14 protein-coding genes are annotated in these 17,166 nt (G+C 70.4%); 1 reads left to right on the top strand and 13 read right to left on the bottom strand.

Annotation, left to right across the window (positions count from 1 at the left end; translation table 11 throughout):
• Window positions 1–22 precede the first annotated feature (22 nt).
• From IPM43_02260 to IPM43_02305, 10 genes are all read right to left on the bottom strand, one after another.
• Window positions 23–703 carry a hypothetical protein gene (locus tag IPM43_02260; GenBank protein QQS25239.1) on the bottom strand — a complete coding sequence of 227 codons (681 nt, stop codon included), beginning with the start codon at window positions 701–703 and terminating at the stop codon, window positions 23–25.
• The gene (locus IPM43_02265; protein ID QQS25240.1) at window positions 700–1,821 is read right to left on the bottom strand and encodes a succinyldiaminopimelate transaminase; all 1,122 of its coding nucleotides are present in this window, start codon (window positions 1,819–1,821) and stop codon (window positions 700–702) included. The genes IPM43_02260 and IPM43_02265 overlap by 4 nt, the downstream gene beginning before the upstream one ends.
• A 25-nt stretch (window positions 1,822–1,846) precedes the next feature.
• Window positions 1,847–3,151 carry a GTPase HflX gene (gene hflX, locus IPM43_02270; protein QQS25241.1) on the bottom strand — a complete coding sequence of 435 codons (1,305 nt, stop codon included), beginning with the start codon at window positions 3,149–3,151 and terminating at the stop codon, window positions 1,847–1,849.
• A 15-nt stretch (window positions 3,152–3,166) separates the two neighbouring features.
• Window positions 3,167–3,985, bottom strand: a complete 819-nt coding sequence (dapF, locus tag IPM43_02275) for a diaminopimelate epimerase (protein QQS25242.1) — start codon at window positions 3,983–3,985, stop codon at window positions 3,167–3,169.
• Window positions 3,986–3,993: 8 nt separating this feature from the next.
• Window positions 3,994–4,917: a tRNA (adenosine(37)-N6)-dimethylallyltransferase MiaA gene (gene miaA, locus IPM43_02280; protein QQS25243.1), complete on the bottom strand. Its 924-nt coding sequence runs from the start codon at window positions 4,915–4,917 to the stop codon at window positions 3,994–3,996.
• 8 nt (window positions 4,918–4,925) lie between these two features.
• Window positions 4,926–6,302 (bottom strand): tRNA (N6-isopentenyl adenosine(37)-C2)-methylthiotransferase MiaB, encoded by a 1,377-nt coding sequence (gene miaB / locus IPM43_02285; protein QQS26293.1) that lies wholly within the window; start codon window positions 6,300–6,302, stop codon window positions 4,926–4,928.
• 87 nt (window positions 6,303–6,389) lie between these two features.
• Window positions 6,390–7,667: an RNA polymerase sigma factor RpoD gene (gene rpoD, locus IPM43_02290; protein QQS25244.1), complete on the bottom strand. Its 1,278-nt coding sequence runs from the start codon at window positions 7,665–7,667 to the stop codon at window positions 6,390–6,392.
• Entirely contained in the window at window positions 7,664–9,409 is a 1,746-nt protein-coding gene (locus IPM43_02295; GenBank protein ID QQS25245.1) for a DNA primase, read from the bottom strand. Before IPM43_02295 ends, rpoD begins: the two co-directional genes overlap by 4 nt.
• A gap of 32 nt (window positions 9,410–9,441) precedes the next feature.
• Window positions 9,442–10,473 carry a TerC family protein gene (locus IPM43_02300; protein QQS25246.1) on the bottom strand — a complete coding sequence of 344 codons (1,032 nt, stop codon included), beginning with the start codon at window positions 10,471–10,473 and terminating at the stop codon, window positions 9,442–9,444.
• On the bottom strand, window positions 10,470–13,340 hold the full coding sequence (locus IPM43_02305) for a pyruvate, phosphate dikinase (GenBank protein QQS25247.1): 2,871 nt from the start codon (window positions 13,338–13,340) through the stop codon (window positions 10,470–10,472). Before IPM43_02305 ends, IPM43_02300 begins: the two co-directional genes overlap by 4 nt.
• Between IPM43_02305 and IPM43_02310 the strand changes: the two genes are divergently transcribed.
• The gene (locus IPM43_02310) at window positions 13,248–14,423 is read left to right on the top strand and encodes a hypothetical protein (protein ID QQS25248.1); all 1,176 of its coding nucleotides are present in this window, start codon (window positions 13,248–13,250) and stop codon (window positions 14,421–14,423) included. The genes IPM43_02305 and IPM43_02310 overlap by 93 nt on opposite strands.
• A 35-nt stretch (window positions 14,424–14,458) precedes the next feature.
• On the opposite strand, the gene IPM43_02315 is transcribed toward IPM43_02310, so the two are convergent.
• The 3 genes from IPM43_02315 to hisI are packed head-to-tail and all read right to left on the bottom strand — an operon-like array spanning window position 14,459 to window position 17,152.
• Complete coding sequence (locus tag IPM43_02315; protein ID QQS25249.1) at window positions 14,459–15,250, bottom strand: folate-binding protein YgfZ; 792 nt, start codon at window positions 15,248–15,250, stop codon at window positions 14,459–14,461.
• 1 nt (window position 15,251) lies between these two features.
• Window positions 15,252–16,781, bottom strand: a complete 1,530-nt coding sequence (gene trpE / locus IPM43_02320) for an anthranilate synthase component I (protein ID QQS25250.1) — start codon at window positions 16,779–16,781, stop codon at window positions 15,252–15,254.
• Entirely contained in the window at window positions 16,778–17,152 is a 375-nt protein-coding gene (hisI, locus tag IPM43_02325; GenBank protein QQS26294.1) for a phosphoribosyl-AMP cyclohydrolase, read from the bottom strand. Before hisI ends, trpE begins: the two co-directional genes overlap by 4 nt.
• Window positions 17,153–17,166 lie beyond the last annotated feature (14 nt).

Raw genomic sequence — 17,166 nt, forward strand, 5'->3', positions numbered from 1 at the left:
CGCTGGCGATTCGTCGCCTGAACTAGCCGTAGCGGGGGCCGGCGGGCGGGGCCCAGGATCCGCCCGTCGCCGGCATGACAGATCCGCCCGTCGCCGGCATGCTCGATCCGCGAGCAGGTCGCCGACTGAGCCCGAGCAGCACCAGCAACAGCCCGAGCGCCGCGCCGACTCCACCGGCACCGATCGAGACCATCCGCAGCGCGCCTCCCGCCTCGGTGACGTCACGGCCGACCGCGACGACTGCCGCCTCGTCGTTCGCTCTCACGTCGAGCGAGTAGGTGCCCGGAGCGCTCACCGTGAAGGCTCGCTCGGCCACCCCGACGAAGCCCGCGCTGTCGTAACGCGGTCCGCTCACGTCGGCAAGGGCTACTTCGCCCTCGGGTCCGGACAGGACCAGCTCGACCACCGGTGACTCGGCCAGGTCGTACTCACGGTTGTCGTTGGCACACGAGCCGCCCAGGTCGCCGATTCGGCCCCTGGTCTCGACGAACACGTAGAAGCGCCCTGCCTGGTCGAACTCGAGGGTCGTCGTGCAGCCCGCCGGAGCCCGCGCGAGGCCGCGCACGGCGTCGTCGTCGCGGCGGAGCGCGGCCATCCACAGCACGGCTGCGGCGACGATGCCGAGCAGGCCAACCGCGATGCCGAGCGGCACCAGCGCGCTGGCGCGCCGTGCGGCGGGCACCGCTTGGCCGACGGGGATCACCGCTGCGCCCCTAGCCGCTGCGCGACCAGCTCGATCCGCTCGTCGGGCTGCACCGCGGCGACCCGCACGTGGCGCGAACCGCCGGCGCCGTAGAAGTCACCGGGACTGACGAGTGCGCCGCCCTCTCGAGCCAGATGCTCGGCGAACTGCCAGCCGTCGCCGGCGTCGAACCACAGGTAGAACCCGCCACGCGGCAACGCGACGTCGATCCCGGCCCAGCGACCGAGCACCGACGCGAGCTGCTCGAGGCGCCGGCGATAGCGATCTCGCTGGATGCCGACGTGCTCGTCGTCGTCGAGCGCGGCGACCCCCGCAGCCTGCACCGGGCCGGGCACCATCATCCCGACGTGCTTGCGCACCTCTGACAGATACGCGACGAGAGCGGCGTCACCGGCGTACGCGCCCACCCGCAGGCCGGCCAGGTTGGAGCGCTTCGACAGCGAGTGCACGGCGACAACCCCCTCCGTACCGTGTTCCAGGATCGTGCGCGGCGGACCGTCCCAGGTGAACTCGGCGTAGCACTCGTCGCTGAACACCGGCACTCCACGCGCTCTCCCCCACGCCGCCGCCGCGCCGAGGTCGTCGAGCGAACCGGTCGGGTTGCTCGGGCTGTTCACCCAGAGCAGGAGTGCCCTCGACGCGTCGACCTCGTCGACGCCACGCAGGTCGAGGCCGCCGTCGGCCGACGGCGGTACAGCGACGGCGCGGCATCCGGCGAGCACAGCACCCATCTCGTACGTGGGGTACGACACTGCCGGATAGAGCACCGTGTCGCGCCCGGGATCGCGCAACCGCAGCAACTGGGGCAACGTGGCGACGAACTCCTTCGTACCCACACAGGCGGCGATCTGGTTGTCGGCGACGTCGACGTCGAAGCGCCGCCGGACCCATCTGCGCCACGCGCCGCGCAGCTCCGGCGAACCGATCGACGGTGGATAACCACGCTCCGTGCCGGAGTGTCCGAGTGCTTCGATCGCTGCCGCCGGGGGCGGGTCGCACGGCGTGCCGACAGACAGGTCGACGAGCCCGCCGGGATGACCCTCGGCGAGCGGCACGAAGCGGTCGAGCCGGTCGTACGGGTAAGGCGGGGGGACGAAGCCCGTCGGTACAGCGGTCATGCGGGCACCATGCTGCCCGCTGCGATCACGTCGGCGAAACCACGAACTCGGCGAGACGTCCGACGGATGCGTCGGAGAGCCGAGCGCGGACCCGCTCACCGGCCTCCTCGTGCGTGGTGCCGACGACCTCACCCTCGCGGTGGATGGCCGCCAGCACGTCACCGCGCTCGTATGGCACCAGCAGCTCGACCACGCGCGAGATCGCCCGCAGGCGGTCGGCCAGGGTGCGGAGCAGCACCTCGATGCCCTCCCCCGTCAGCGCGCTGATCGCCACCGAGCCGGGGTGATCCTCCACCAGACGCTTCGCGTCGTCGGGATCGAGGTCGGTCTTGTTGAACACGACCAGCTCGGGCACCGCGTCTGCCCCGATCTCGCGCAGCACCTCGCGCACGGCCGTGATCTGCAGGTCGGGGTCGCTCGCCGACGCGTCGACGACGTGCACCAGGTAGCTCGCCTGGGTGGCGACCTCGAGCGTGCTCTTGAACGCTTCGACCAGCCCGTGAGGGAGCCGCTGCACGAAGCCGACGGTGTCGGTGAGCAGCACCGGCTCCCCGCCGGGCAACGCCAGCCGGCGCGTCGTCGGATCGAGCGTCGCGAACAGGCGATCCTCCACCAGCACGCCGGCCTGCGTGAGGCGGTTCAACAGCGTGGACTTGCCGGCGTTGGTGTAGCCGACGATCGTCACCGCCGACAGCCCGCTGCGGCTGCGGTTCTTGCGCTGCAGCTCCCGCGTGCGACCGAGCTCTTCCAGGTCGTGCTCCAGCTTGGAGATGCGCCGCATGATCCGTCGCCGGTCGACCTCGAGCTTGGTCTCGCCGGCGCCGAAGCGCATCCCCACCCCACCGCGCTGCTGCGCGTAGCGAGCGCTGACGCCGCGCCGCAGCCGCGGCAAGCGATAGCGCAGCAGGGCGAGCTCGACCTGGGCCTTGCCCTCGAGGGTGTGGGCGTTCTGGGCGAAGATGTCGAGGATCACCGCCGTGCGGTCGATCGCAGTTCGCCCGAGCAGCTTCTCCAGGTTGTACTGCTGGGCCGGCGCCAGCTCGTTGTCGAACACCACGGTGTCGGCGTCGACGGCCAGGCACAGCTCTTTCAGCTCCTCGACCTTGCCCTTGCCGATGTACCAGGTGTGGTCGGGAGCGTCACGACGCTGCACCACGCGGGCCACCTCGTCGGCGCCGGCGGTGTCGACGAGCAGCGCGAGCTCGTCGAGGCTCGCTTCGGTCTCGCCGTCGGTGTGGCCGGGGAGGGTGACACCGACGAGGACGATGCGCTCCCGGATGCTGCGCTCGATCAGCGTCTGGCCGAGCGCCTCGCCGTAGGGGTTGTTCACGGACGTGACCTCACTTCACGCCACCCTCACGGTGGCGACATACGTGGCCGGACCGACGAGCGTCACCCGGCCGGCCGCCGGATCGTGCATGCGCACCCTGGCATCTCCACCGTCCATGTGCACGACGATTTCTTCGGTCCCCGCGTCGACCAGCCCCCACTGGCTGGCTGCCCAGGCCGCCGCGCAGGCACCCGTCCCGCACGCCTCGGTGACGCCCGCGCCACGCTCGTGCACGCGCATCGTGATCGCGAACGGCTCCGGGCCGGGCTCGACGATCTCCAGGTTGGTGTCGGGGACGACCGCTCCGATCGCCTCCAGCTGGACCGCGGCCACGTCGTCGACGGCGACGACGGTGTGCGGGTTGCCGAGGCTGAGGTGGGCCACCGGGCGATCGGGGCTCTGGCCGACGAGAGCCCAGCCGGAGGGTTCCTCGCCGCCCGAGACCGCGCCCATGTCGACACTGGCCTCGATCGTGTGTGCAGCCGCATCGAGCGGCGTCACGTGGACGCGGCGTTCGCCGGCGTCCGTGGCGACCACGAACCGGGCGTCGCCGGCCCGCTGCTGCGCGAGGTACGCGGCCTGCACGAGACACCGAATGCCGTTGCCGCTCATCTCGGCGCGGCTGCCGTCGGCGTTGTGCAGCGACATCGTCAGCCGGTCGGGGTCGTCGGGGTCGACCGTGAGGGTCAGCAGTCCGTCGGCTCCCACACCTCGCTTGCGGTCGCACCAACGCTGGGCGAGCGCCGTCCAGGCGATCCGCGGCAGGGCTTGGCCGGTGTCGCAGACCAAGAAGTCGTTGCCGAGGCCGTGGTGCTTGGTGAGGGTGACCTGCATGCTTGGGTCTAATCGCTGAGCGCCGCGAGCACCTGCGGCAGGGCCTCTGCCACCGGATCGCTCTCGACGTCGACGAAGCGTAGGCGTGGATCGCGCTGGAACCACCGCTCTTGGCGGACCGCGAACTGGCGGGTCCGCTGCGCGATCGCGGCGACCGCGTCGTCGAGGCCGACGTGACCCTCGATGTGGCCGATCAGCTCCTTGTAGCCGAGCGCCTGCCGTGCGGTGCGCGACATCCCTAGGGGATGGGCCAACAGGGCGCGCACCTCGTCGAGCAGCCCCGCGGCGATCATCTCGCCCACTCGCCGGTCGATGCGCGCGCCGAGTGCGGCGCGATCCCAGCGCAGGGCGATCTGCACCACGTCGGTGGACGGATACGTGTCGAGCCCCGGCCCGAACGAGCTGAACCGGCGACCGCTGCCGAGGCACACCTCGAGCGCTCGTACGACGCGACGGGTGTTCGTCGGTTCCATCCTCGAAGCAGCCACCGGGTCCAGCGCGGCGAGGCGCGCGTGCAGTGCCGCGGGCCCGACCGCCGCCGCCTCTTCCTCCAGCTCGCGCCGATGCGTCGGCCACTGCGGAGGGATCTCCAGCCCGTCGACGACAGCCCTCAGGTACAGCCCCGTGCCGCCGACGAGCAGGGCGCGGGCACCACGGCCGGTGAGCTCGGCGAACGCGTCGCGGTAGGCGGCCTGGAAGTCGGCCACCGACACCTCGTCCCACGGGTCGACCAGGTCCAACAGGTGGTGACGCACCTCAGCGCGCTGTGCCGGCGTCGCCTTCGCGGTGCCGATGTCCATTCCTCGGTAGACCTGCATCGAATCGACCGACACCACCTCGATGCCCTCCACGGCGCGCGCCGCGGCCATCGCCACGGCGGACTTGCCGCTGGCCGTCGGGCCGAGGATCGCCACCGGCGCCCTCACTCGCATCGCCGGCCTCAGAGCGCTGCGACGGGGATGCGCAGCTTGTGGGCCGGGTCGGCCAACACCGACACGAGACGGCCGCGGAGGTGGTGCGGAGCCGCGTAGGTGACCTCGACCATCGCATACGAACCGGCGCGCAACGGCTGCGGCGGCGTGAAGTGCACCAACTTGCCCTGGCGGGTGCGCCCACTCGTGACGGAGGCGTCCTTCTTGGACGGCCCCTCGACGAGTACCTCTTCCAGCCGGCCGACGCGCGCCCGGTGCTTCGCGAGGGCGCTGCGCTCGACGACGACGCGCAGCCGGGAGAAGCGCTCGGCGGCCACGGCCGGGTCGACGAACCGGTCCTCCATCGACGCCGCCTCGGTCCCCGGGCGCGGGGAGAAGACGAACGTGTAGGCGTAGTCGTACTCGGCTGTGGCGACCACCTCGAGTGTGCGCTCGAAGTCGTCGTCGGTCTCGCCGGGGAAGCCGACGATGACGTCGGTCGACACGGCCAGGTCCGGCACCAGACGGCGCGCGTCGGCGAGGCGCTCGAGGTAGCGCTCGGCGGTGTAACCCCTGTGCATCGCCGCCAGCACGCGGTCACTGCCGGCTTGCAGCGGGTAGTGCAGGTGCTCACACGCGGCCGGGGTATCGGCCATGGCCGCGAGGGTGTCTACCGACATGTCCTTCGGGTGGGGGCTCGTGAAGCGCACGCGGCGGATGCCGGGCACCGCCCCCGCGGCCCGCAGCAGGTCGGCGAACAGCGGGCGCACCCGTACGGCACGGCCCGCCTGGCGGGCGGCGAGCTGTAGGTCGCGTCCGTACGAGTTGACGTTCTGGCCGAGCAGGGTCACCTCGGTGACACCCTCGGCGGCGAGCGCCTCGACCTCGGCGACGACGTCGTCGAACGGCCGGCTCGCCTCGGCCCCGCGCACGGCAGGCACGATGCAGAACGCGCACTTGTTGTCGCAACCGATCTGGATCGTCACCCACGCGTTGTACGAGGTCTCCCGCTTCGCCGGCAGTGCAGACGGGAAGAGGGCGTGATCGTCGACCACCGCTTCGTCGAAGATCTCGGTGATCGGACCGCGCATGCGCGCCGCTGCCACCAGCTCGCCGGTGCGATGCACGTTGTGGGTGCCGAGCACGACGTCGACGTACGGCGCCCGGGCACGCACGAGGTCACGGTCCTTCTGCGCGAGACAGCCGGCGACGACGATCTGGCGGCCCTCGCGCTCTTCCTTCCACCGCTTCAGGAGGCCGAGGTTGCCGTACAGCTTGTTGTCGGCGTTCTCGCGGATGCAGCAGGTGTTGAGCACGACGAGGTCGGCGTCGGCCTCGTCGGCGGCAGCATGCAAGCCGTCCAGCTCGAGCACACCGGCGATGCGCTCGGAGTCGTGCTCGTTCATCTGGCACCCGAAGGTGCGCACCACGTAGCTGCGCGCTCGGCCGACTTCGGTCACCGGATCGAGGCTACCCACTGCCCGGCGACCGGGTCACTCGGCCTCGAGGAACTCCTTCAGCTTCTGACTGCGCTGCGGGTGGCGGAGCTTGGCCAGCGTCTTCGCCTCGATCTGGCGGATGCGCTCACGGGTGACGCCGAACTCCTTGCCGACCTCTTCCAAGGTGCGCGCCCGGCCGTCTTCGAGACCGAAACGCATGCGCACCACCTCTTGCTCGCGCTCGGACAGCTCCGCCAACGCCTCTTCGACTGCGCGGACCAGCATCTTGCGCGTCGCCACGTCGACCGGCGCGTCGGCCGCGGCGTCGGGGATGAACTCGCCGAGGGCGGACTCGTCCTCCTCGCCCACCGGCGAGTCGAGGCTGAGCGGATCCTGGGCCATGCGCAGGATCTCGCGCACGCGGTCAGGGGGCATGCCGCACTTCTCGGCCAGCTCGTCGAGCTGGGGCTCCCGCTCGAGCTCTTGGTGGAGCTGGCGCTGCACGCGCAGCACCCTGTTCATGTGCTCGACCATGTGCACGGGGATGCGGATGGTGCGCGCCTGGTCGGCGATCGCCCTCGTGATCGCTTGGCGGATCCACCACGTCGCGTACGTGGAGAACTTGAACCCCTTCGTGTAGTCGAACTTGTCGACTGCCCGCATCAGGCCGAGGTTGCCCTCCTGGATGAGGTCGAGGAACAGCATCCCCCGCCCGGCGTAGCGCTTCGCGATGCTGACGACGAGGCGCAGGTTGGCCTGGATCAGCTCGCTCTTCGCCTCCTGGCCGCGCTGCACCTCGCGCAACAGGCGGCGGCGATCTGCTCCCTCCGGCGGGGGCTCGGCGTCGAGGCTCGCTCCGGCGAGGTGGCCCTCCTCGATGCACTGCGCGAGGTGGCGCTCGTCCTCGGCGGTGAGCAGGCTGACCCGGCCGATCTCCCTCAGGTACATCCGCACCGTGTCGTTCGTCGACGTCACCTCGCCGCGCTCGGACGAGCGCAGCATCCGCCGGCGACGTAGGCGCTGGTCGACCGCCGCGGTCAGCTCGGCGTCGGACGCCGCGACCGGCCGATCACGGCCCGTGGAGGGCGTCTCGTCGCCATGCTCCTCACCTTGTTCGTCGAGCGCCTCGTCGATCTCGATCCCCTCGGTGGCGAGCAGCGCCACGATGTGGGCGATCACGTCGCTCGTGAGCTCGACGTGGCGGAACGTGTGGGTGACCGACTCGGCGTGGACGATGCCCGAGACGCGGCCGCGGGCGAGCAGCGCCCCCCACTCACCAGGATCGACGCTGGGATACGGCGCCTCAACTGGAGTACGTGCTGCCCCCGTCAAGCGGACTCCTCGTGCCGTCGGTCCAGCCAACTTAGCAACCAGTCGACCGCCGGCGCCCCGGTATGTGGCTCGTCGAGCTGTTCGAGGCGAAGGCGGGCCTCACGATCTTCCCGGATGGCGTCCGGATCGGTGATCTTCACCCGCTGGGTGAGCTCCCGGCGCACCGCGGCGCCGATCAGATTGCGCACCTCGGCCTCGGGATCGGCGTCGACGTCGGCGACGGCTGCCCGCTCGAGCAGCTCCCTCGCCTCGGGATCGGCGACGTCGAGCGCGCGAGCGAGATCACCCCCGGTCTCGGCGAGCGCCAGGAAGGCCCGGCGATGGACGTCGGTGGCGAACAGGGCCTCGACGAGCGAGGGCGCGATGTCGTTCCAGCGGTGCAGCAGCAGCGCGATGGCGACGAACTCGGCGCTCTCCCCACCGGAGACCCGCCGCGGCGGCGACGCGGCGATGACCGGACGGCCCGTGCGCCGCTCGGCCACCTTCACCATGTCGGCCACGGGCATCGACACGTGGGAGGCCACCTGGCCGGCATAGATCTTGCGGACGTTCACGTCGGGATGCTCGTTGACGACGGCCATCGCCTTCTCGGCCAGGCGGGCGCGCTCTTCCGGTGTGCGGATCGGCGCGCCGGAGAGGACGCGGTTCAGGCGGAACCCGAGAAAGGGCAGCGCGCCCGCGACCGCCGCGGGCAGCGCGGCGGGATCGGTGGACGCGAGGTCACCAGGATCGCGCCCACCCGGGAACTGGGCCACGCTCACCTGCACCTCGTGCTTGCGCTCCCACTCGTAGAACCGCTCCGCGGCCCCCTGCCCGGCGGCGTCGGCGTCGAACGCCAGTACGACCTTGCTCGCGAACCGCTTCAGCATGCGCACGTGGTCCTCGGTCAACGCCGTGCCGCAGGTGGCCACCGCCCGGGGCACACCGGCGCGGTGGAACCCGATCACGTCGGTGTAGCCCTCGCACACGACCACCTGGTCCGCATTGACGATGTCGGCCTTCGCCCAGTTCAGCCCGTAGAGCGTCTTCGACTTCGCGTAGATCTTGGTCTCGGGTGAGTTCTTGTACTTCGCCGGGTCGGTGCTGCCCGGCAGCACCCGCCCTCCGAAGGCCACCGCCTGACCGGCGTCGGTGAAGATCGGGAACATCACCCTCGCCCGGAACGAGTCCTGCAGCCTGCCGCGCTTGTTCGTGAACGCCAGGCCGCAGTCGTGCAGCATGTCGGCGGGGGCGCCGAGGCCGCGGCTGAGCGCGTCCCAGTCGTCGGGTGCCCAACCGAGCTGGTACGTCCGGGCGACGTCGCCGGACAGCCCCCGGGACCGCAGGTACTCACGGGCCGGGCGGGCATCGGCGCCGGTGAGCAGGCGCTCGTGGTACCAGGCGACGGCCTGGCCCATCGCGTCGAACAGCTTGTTGCGGCGTTGGCGGTCTCGGTTCTCACCGCCGGTCGTGTAGTGGAGCTGGATGCCCGCCTTCCCGGCGAGGTGCTCGACCGACCCGACGAAGTCGACGTGCTCGATGTCTTGGACGAAGCGAAACACGTCACCTCCGGCCCCGCAGCCGAAGCACTTGTACCGCCCGGTCTCCTCACGCACGTTGAACGAGCCGGACTTCTCGGCGTGGAACGGGCACAGCCCGACCCAGTTCCGCCCCACACGGCGCAGCGCCACGTACTGCTGGATGACGTCGACGATCGACGAGGCGACGCGCACCCGCTCGATGTCCTCGTCCACGATCGCCATCTACGACGAGGCTACCGAGGCCCGTCCGCGCCCTAGCGCTCGTGTGGTGGCGGGAGCGGTTCTTCCTCGCCAGGGATCTCGATCGTGTCGACCTTCCCGCGGCGGGGCTCGGCCCGCAACGAGAAGCCGATCGCGGCGATCAGCACGATCGTGATCACCGTCAGCGACAGCCACGTCGGCATGTGGTACCAGCGGTGGATGATCATCTTCACCCCGACGAAGGCGAGGATGATCGCCAGCCCCTCCTTCAGGTAGCTGAACCGCGCGTGGGCGTCGGCGAGCAGGAAGTAGAGGGCGCGCAACCCGAGGATCGCGAAGGCGTTCGAGGAGAACACGATGAACTCCTCGCGGCTCACCGCGAGCACGGCCGGCACGCTGTCGACGGCGAAGAGCACGTCGGTGAACTCGACGAGCAGCAAGATCGCGAACAGCGGTGTGGCCAGGCGTTTGCCGTTGACCCGGGTGAAGAGCTTCTGGCCGTCGAGCTGGTCGGTCGACGGCACGAGCCGGTTGACCAACTTCAGGAACTTGCTCGACGAAGGGTCGATCTCGTCCTGGTCACCGAAGATCAGCCGCAACGCGGTGAACAGCAAGAACGCGCCGAAGACGTACAGCACCCAATCGAAGCGCTCGATCAGTGCCACTCCGGCGAAGATGAAGATCGCGCGCATCACGAGCGCGCCGAAGATGCCCCAGAAGAGGACTCGGTGCTGGTAGCGGGGCGGGACCTTGAAGTAGCTGAAGATGAGCGCCCACACGAAGACGTTGTCGACGCTCAGGCTCTTCTCGATGAGGTAGCCGCTCACGTATTCGCCCGCGGCGGCACCGCTGAACGCCCACCAGACGACGAGCGTGAACCCGAGCCCCACCGAGATCCACGCCACGGACTCGATCGCCGCCTCGCGCGTGTTGATCTCGTGCGCCTCCTTGTGCACGACCACCAGGTCGATCACGAGGAGGAACACGATGAACGCGATCAGCGCCACCCACGCCCATCCCGGGACGTCGAGCGAGACGAAGTTGTCGTCGGAGGTGGCCGCGATCAGGCCGGCCGGCAGTGTCATCGGGTCTCGCTCTTGGCTCCCCCGCGGGCGCCAAGGACGGCCTGAGCTGCGGCGAGCCGGGCGATCGGGACGCGGAACGGTGAGCAGCTCACGTAGTCGAGGCCGACGCGGTAGAAGAGATCGATCGACTCGGGGTCTCCCCCGTGTTCGCCGCAGACGCCGATCTTCAGATCGGGCTTCACCTTGCGGCCACGCTGGACGCCCATCTCGACGAGCTCACCGACGCCACTCTGGTCGATGGTCTCGAACGGGTTCCGCTTCAGCAGCCCCTGTTCGAGGTACGCCGGCATCATCCGGCTCTCGACGTCGTCGCGGCTGAAGCCGAACGTCATCTGCGTCAAGTCGTTGGTGCCGAAGCTGAAGAAATCGGACACCTCGGCGATCTCGTCGGCACGGATCGCGGCGCGCGGCGTCTCGATCATCGTGCCGATGGTCACCTTCGGCTTGCGCTTCGCGGTCTTCGTGGTCTCGGCGATGGCCTCTTCTACCCAGCTACGAGCAAGTGCAAGCTCTTCGCGGGTGACGGTCAGCGGGATCATCACTTCGATCACCGGCTTGCCCCCTGCCGCGACGCGCTCGGCCGCGGCTTCCATGAGCGCCCGCACCTGCATCGCGTAGAGCCCGGGCTTGACCACGCCGAGGCGCACCCCCCGGGTGCCGAGCATCGGGTTGAACTCGCTCCACTCCCTCGCCGCCGACAGCAGCTGCTTCTCCTCCGCCGATAGACCCGACGTCGCCTCTTTCACCTCCAGCTCGTCGACGCGGGGCAAGAACTCGTGCAGCGGCGGGTCGAGCAGGCGCACCGTCACCGGCAGGCCGTCCATCGCCTCCAAGATCGCGACGAAGTCCTCCTTCTGCACCTTGCGCAGCTCTTCCAGCGCGTCGGCCTCGTCGGCCTCGGTCTTCGCGAGGATCATCCGGCGCACCACCGGCAGGCGATCGGGGGCGAGGAACATGTGCTCGGTGCGGCAGAGGCCGATGCCGGCCGCGCCCATCTCACGCGCGTTGCGGGCGTCGTCACCGGTGTCGGCGTTCGCCCGGACAGCCAGCTCACCCGCGCGGATCTGGTCGGCCCAATGCAGGATCGTGTGGAACTCGGGGGGAGGTTCCGCCGCCGACAGCGCCACCTCGCCGAGCACGACGTTGCCAGTCGTGCCGTCGATCGAGATGACGTCTCCTTCCTTCACGACGACGTCGCGGACGCTGAACTGCTTGCCTTCGATGCGGATCGCCTCTGCTCCGACCACGGCAGGCGTGCCCCAGCCGCGCGCGACGACCGCCGCATGGCTGACGAGACCGCCCCGCGCGGTGAGGATCCCCTTCGCCACCATCATCCCGTGGACGTCTTCGGGGCTCGTCTCGCTGCGCACCAAGATGACGGCCTCGCCGCGCAGCGCGGCGTCGTCGGCGTCGTCAGCGGTGAAGTACACCTTGCCGACGGCGGCGCCCGGCGAAGCGGCGAGACCCTTCGCGATCACCTTCAGGTTCGTGCTGGCGAACTGCGGGTGCAGCACCTGGTCGAGGTGTTCGGCCGCTACCCGCCCGACGGCTTCTTCCTTCGAGATCTTCCACTTGGCGCCACCGGTCCCCTTGGTGGTCTTCGTCATCTCCACCGCCATGCGCAGCGCAGCGGAGCCGGTGCGCTTGCCGACGCGGGTCTGGAGCATCCAGAGCTTGCCCTGCTCGATCGTGAACTCGGTGTCGCACATGTCGCGGTAGTGCGCTTCGAGCCGGCCGAAGATCTCGATCAGCTCGGTCTTGATCTCGGGGAAGTGCAGGCCGAGGTGGTCGAGGTCTTCGGTGTTGCGGATGCCGGCGACCACGTCTTCGCCCTGCGCGTTCACCAAGAAGTCGCCGTACGGCACGTTCTCACCCGTCGCCGCGTTGCGGGTGAAGCCGACGCCCGTGCCGGAGTTGTCGTCGCGGTTGCCGAAGACCATCGTCTGGACGTTCACCGCGGTGCCGAGCTCGTGGCTGATCTTCTCGCGCACCCGGTAGGCGATGGCCCGCGCGCCGTTCCAGCTGCGGAACACGGCTTCGATCGCGCCCCGCAGCTGCTCACGCGGCTTCTGCGGGAACGGCTGGCCGGTGACCTTCTTGACGACCTGTTGGTACTGCTCGCACAGGTCGCGCAGCGTCTCGGCGCTCAGCTCGGCGTCCGACTTCGCCCCCACGGTGCTCTTCGCCTGCTCGAGCGGGTGATCGAACAGCTCGCCGTCGATGCCGAGCACGATCCGGCCGTACATCGCGATGAAGCGGCGGTACGAGTCGTAGGCGAACCGCTCGTCGGAGGTGACGTTGGCCAGACCCTTGACGCTCTCGTTGTTGAGACCGAGGTTGAGCACGGTGTCCATCATCCCGGGCATCGAGAACTTGGCCCCGGAGCGCACCGAGACGAGCAAGGGATCGAACGGGTCGCCGAGCTTGCGGCCCATCTTCTTCTCCAGCCGGAAGACCTGCTTAGCGATCTCCTCGTCGAGCGACGCCGGCCAGCCGCCGTGCATGTACGCGCGGCACGCGTCGGTGGTGATCGTGAAGCCGGGGGGGACCGGCAGCTTCAGCACACTGGTCATCTCGGCGAGGTTCGCCCCCTTGCCACCGAGAAGATCCTTCATCTCCATCGGGGCGCGGCGGTGCTTGTGGTCGAAGCTGTAGAGGTACGGCACGGCGGTCAAGTGTAGGGGGCGACCCGACCTGCGAGGGCTGCCCGTAGGATCGAGGCAATGCGGCTTTTCGGGTTCCGCGTCCACGTGCGCCCGGGCTTCTTCGTGTTCATGCTGCTGATCGTGATGGTCAACCGGCTGGAGGTCGGCCTGTGGCTCGCCGGGGCGATAACGGCGTTCACCCTGACCCACGAGCTCGGCCATGCCTTCGCCGCCCGCGCCACAGGTGCCCGCGCCGAGATCTCGCTCGACTTCATGGCCGGGTACGCGTCGTTCCAGCCCACTCGCCCGCTGCGCAGGATCGAGCGGGCGGGCATCGCGCTGGCCGGGCCGGCATCTCAGATCGTGCTCGGCATCGCCGTCCTGGTCGCGATGGGGATCGACCCCCTCGCCCGGCCCGACGTCTCCGCATCCAGCGCCGCGATCGCGATCTGGTGGGCAGGACCGGCTCTCGGCGCGTTCAACCTGTTGCCGGTGCTTCCCCTCGACGGCGGCACGATCGTTGCCGAGGCACTCGACCTCGTCGCCCCCGGCCGCGGTAGGCGCCTGGTCACCACGCTCAGCCTGCCCGTCACGCTCATCGCGCTCGTCGCGCTGGTGTCGAGCGACTCCGGGCGCCCCTTCGCCGCCTTCGCCGCGATCCTGCTCGTCCTCCAGCTCCAGGCGTTGTCGGCCGACCGCCAGCAGGATCCCGCCGTGCGGACACGCGAACTGGCCCGCGCTCAGGAGATCGCCGCGCACGCCGAGGCACGCCTTTGGAGCACCGGGCGGACCGCCCCGATGTCCGCAGGCCAGGTGCCTTCACCCTGGTGGCGTTCCCACGAGCTGCTGGCGGCGGGCGACGCTGACGGCGCACGGGCACTGATCTCGGCCGACCTCGCGAGCAGCGCGGCGTTCGGCGCCGGGGGGTGGTGGTGGCCGCCTGACGCCGCGCCGCTCGGGTCGCTGGCCGCGGTGCGCGCCTTGCTCCCCATCCCGATGCCGCGCGGCAACCGCTTCGCAGAGCACGTCCTCGTCGACGTGCTACGCCGGCTGGGCGAGCACGAGGAAGCGGCCCGGTACGGCGCCGACTCGTTCGCGCGCTCGCCGACGGCTACAGGCGCTGTCGCGGTGGCACGCAGCGTCGCCGCCCTCGGCGACCACGACCTCGCCGTGCGCTGGCTGCACACGGCGCGCGGGGCGCAGCACCCTGGGGAGACGCTCGCGCAGATGATCGACGCTGCCCCGGAGCTCGCCGCGATCTGCCGGCGCCCCGACGTGCAGGCGTTGCGCCGCGAGCCGGCCTGAGCGACCGTCGCGGTCGCTCGCCGTCACGGCGCCGGCTACGCCAACTGGTCCACCGCGACGCCGATCTCGACGCCCCGGCGCACCCACGCCAGCGCCCAACCCCCGGCGACCGACGTGTACGTGCCCACTTCGGCACCGTCGACCACCACGGGGTCGCCCGGCTGCGCGTCGGGTGCCTCGATCCGGCGCAAGACCCGCGGAGCGGCGGCGCCGCGGCTGTCCATCCGCTCGACCAGCTCCTGGCCCGGGTAGCAGCCCTTGGTGAAGCTGACCGCCACCCCGACGACACCCAACCCGGCGGGCACCGTCTCCCCGGACACGATCTCGGCACCCGTCGCCGGCCACCCCGCACGCACCCGCGCCGCCGCCAGATCGGCGGTGGTGCCCTCGGTGACGCCGGGCGGTGGCGCTGGTGCCGGTCCGAGGAGGTCGATCGCCGTGCCGTTCGCCCACCACGCCGGGACGGCGAGCGAGCCTGCGGGGTCCACCGGCGCCAGCGGGACGGCGTCGGTGCTGCGCACGGCGATGCAGTTCCAGTCGAGGTTCGTGATCTCGGCCTTCACCCGGATCTTGAACCGCGCCAGGCGGGCCGCCAAGAGCTCACCGAAGCCGGCGTCGACGTCGACCAGGAAGGCGGTGTCCGCGCGGCGGGTGACGCGCACGAGTGCCACCACCTTGCCGGCCGGGTCGAGCACGAGCGAAGGCACCGCGTCGGCGACCGCGAGGGTGAGCAGGTCCTGGCTCACCTGCGAGTGCAGGTACGCGAGGGCGTCGGGCCCCTCGATCGCGAGCACGTCGCGGGGCACCGCGCACCAGAAGCTCGCCACGTCAGGCCGAAGTTCCGTGCTCGTTGCGCTTCGCGGTCATCCGCCGGGCCGCGGGAACCGCCGCGAGCAGCGCCGCGGCCTTGTTGCGGCACTCGAGGTCTTCGTCGTCGGGGCTCGAGTCGGCCACGATGCCTGCGCCGGCCTGCAGGTATGCGCCGGTCGGGCCGACGAACATGGTGCGGATGGCTATCGCCGTGTCGAGGTTGCCGCTGAAGTCGACGTAACCGACGACCCCGGCGTAGGGCCCCCGCTTCACCGGCTCCAGCTCGTCGATGATCTCCATCGCGCGGACCTTCGGCGCACCGCTGACCGTGCCGGCGGGGAACGTCGCCCGCAGCACGTCGATCGGACCCTTGCCCTCGACGAGTGCACCCGATACCTGCGACGTGAGGTGCATCACATGGCTGTAGCGCTCGAGCGTCATCAGCTCGTCGACGTGCATCGAGCCGAACTCGGCGACGCGCCCGACGTCGTTGCGAGCGAGGTCGACGAGCATCACGTGTTCGGCGACCTCCTTCGGGTTCTCGCGCAGCTCTCCCGCCAGCCTGCGGTCGTGGTCGTCGTCGCGGCCCCGCCGACGCGTGCCGGCGATCGGGCGCGAGAACACCCTGCCGCCGAGCAGCTGCACCATCGGCTCCGGTGAGCTGCCGACGATCGTGACCGCGGGGTGGCGCAGGTAGTACATGTACGGACTCGGGTTCACCTGGCGCAGCACGCGGTAGACGTCGAACGGGTCGGCATCGAGCTGCAGCGAGTAGCGCTGGGCGAGCACCACCTGGAAGATGTCGCCCGCCCTCACGTACTCCTTGGCCACCTCGACCGCCTGCTGGTAGATCCCCCCGCCCATCGAGCTCTTGACGTCGGGCAGCGTCTCGTCGGCCTCGGGTGGCTCCACCGGCACGTACGGAAGCGGGCGAGCCAGGTCGTCGACGGCGGCGAGCACCCGGCGCGCAGCGTTGTCGTAGGCCGCGTCGAGCGCCTCGCCGCCGAGGCCGAGCACCGGCACGCTCTCGATCATGTAGACCCGCTGGCGCCAGTGGTCGAACGCCGCGAGGGATCCGATCACGCTCATCACGGCATCGGGCAGGTGGCGGTCGTCGGGGGGCACGTCGGGCAGGCGCTCCACCTCACGCACGACGTCGTAGCCGAGGTAACCCATCACCCCGCCCTGCAGCGGGGGCAGCTCGGGCAGGATCGGGCTGCGGTACACCTGCAGCAGCGCCTCGAGCGCAGCGAGCATGCCCTTGTCACGAGGCACGCCCGCCGGCACCGCGCCTTCCACATCGAGTCGCCCGTCGTGCAGCACGAGCGTGGCCTGCGGATCGCGCCCGACGAACGAGAACCGGCTCCAGCGCTCGCCGTGCTCGACGCTCTCCAACAGGAACCCGGTGCGGTCGCCGACGAGCTTCGCGTAAGCGGCGACGGGGGTCTCGAGGTCGGCCAGCAACTCGACCCACACCGGAACCACCGTGTGCCCGGCGGCGAGGGCGCGGAACTCGGCCCGGTCGGGCCGTACGCGCAGCTCGCTCATCCGGAGGGCTCGTGCTCGGGCGCCGTCGCCTCGCCGAAGCTGCGGTAGAAGCAGGTCCGCGCGCCGGTGTGGCACGCACCGCGGCCGAGCTGTTCGACCAGGAACAGCAGCGTGTCGCCGTCGCAGTCGTAGTAGGCCTCACGCACCAGCTGGCGGTCGCCGCTGGTATCGCCCTTGCGCCACAGCTCCTGGCGGCTGCGGCTCCAGTAGACCATCGTCCCCTCGGCGAACGTCTGGGCGAGGCTGTCGGCGTTCATCCACGCCATCATCAGCACGTCTTTGGTGACGACGTCCTGCGCGATCGCGGCGACGAGGCCGTTGGCGTCGAAGCGGACGCTCGCCAACTGGCCAGGCGTCGGGTCGATCCTCACGACTTCGGGCACGA

Source organism: Actinomycetota bacterium (genome assembly GCA_016700055.1).
Lineage (GTDB): Bacteria > Actinomycetota > Acidimicrobiia > Acidimicrobiales > Ilumatobacteraceae > Kalu-18.

Excerpts from the sequence above, each read along its gene's own strand:
- miaB (QQS26293.1), bottom strand. The coding sequence starts at position 6,302 with ATGAACGAGCACGACTCCGAGCGCATCGCCGGTGTGCTCGAGCTGGAC.
- IPM43_02305 (QQS25247.1), bottom strand. The coding sequence starts at position 13,340 with ATGGCCGAGCTCGTGGGTCAGGGTGAACGCCGTTATCGCCCCGGCGAG.
- dapF (QQS25242.1), bottom strand. The coding sequence starts at position 3,985 with ATGCAGGTCACCCTCACCAAGCACCACGGCCTCGGCAACGACTTCTTG.
- miaA (QQS25243.1), bottom strand. The coding sequence starts at position 4,917 with ATGCGAGTGAGGGCGCCGGTGGCGATCCTCGGCCCGACGGCCAGCGGC.
- IPM43_02265 (QQS25240.1), bottom strand. The coding sequence starts at position 1,821 with ATGACCGCTGTACCGACGGGCTTCGTCCCCCCGCCTTACCCGTACGAC.
- trpE (QQS25250.1), bottom strand. The coding sequence starts at position 16,781 with ATGAGCGAGCTGCGCGTACGGCCCGACCGGGCCGAGTTCCGCGCCCTC.
- IPM43_02295 (QQS25245.1), bottom strand. The coding sequence starts at position 9,409 with ATGGCGATCGTGGACGAGGACATCGAGCGGGTGCGCGTCGCCTCGTCG.
- IPM43_02300 (QQS25246.1), bottom strand. The coding sequence starts at position 10,473 with ATGACACTGCCGGCCGGCCTGATCGCGGCCACCTCCGACGACAACTTC.
- IPM43_02310 (QQS25248.1), top strand. The coding sequence starts at position 13,248 with ATGCTGCTGATCGTGATGGTCAACCGGCTGGAGGTCGGCCTGTGGCTC.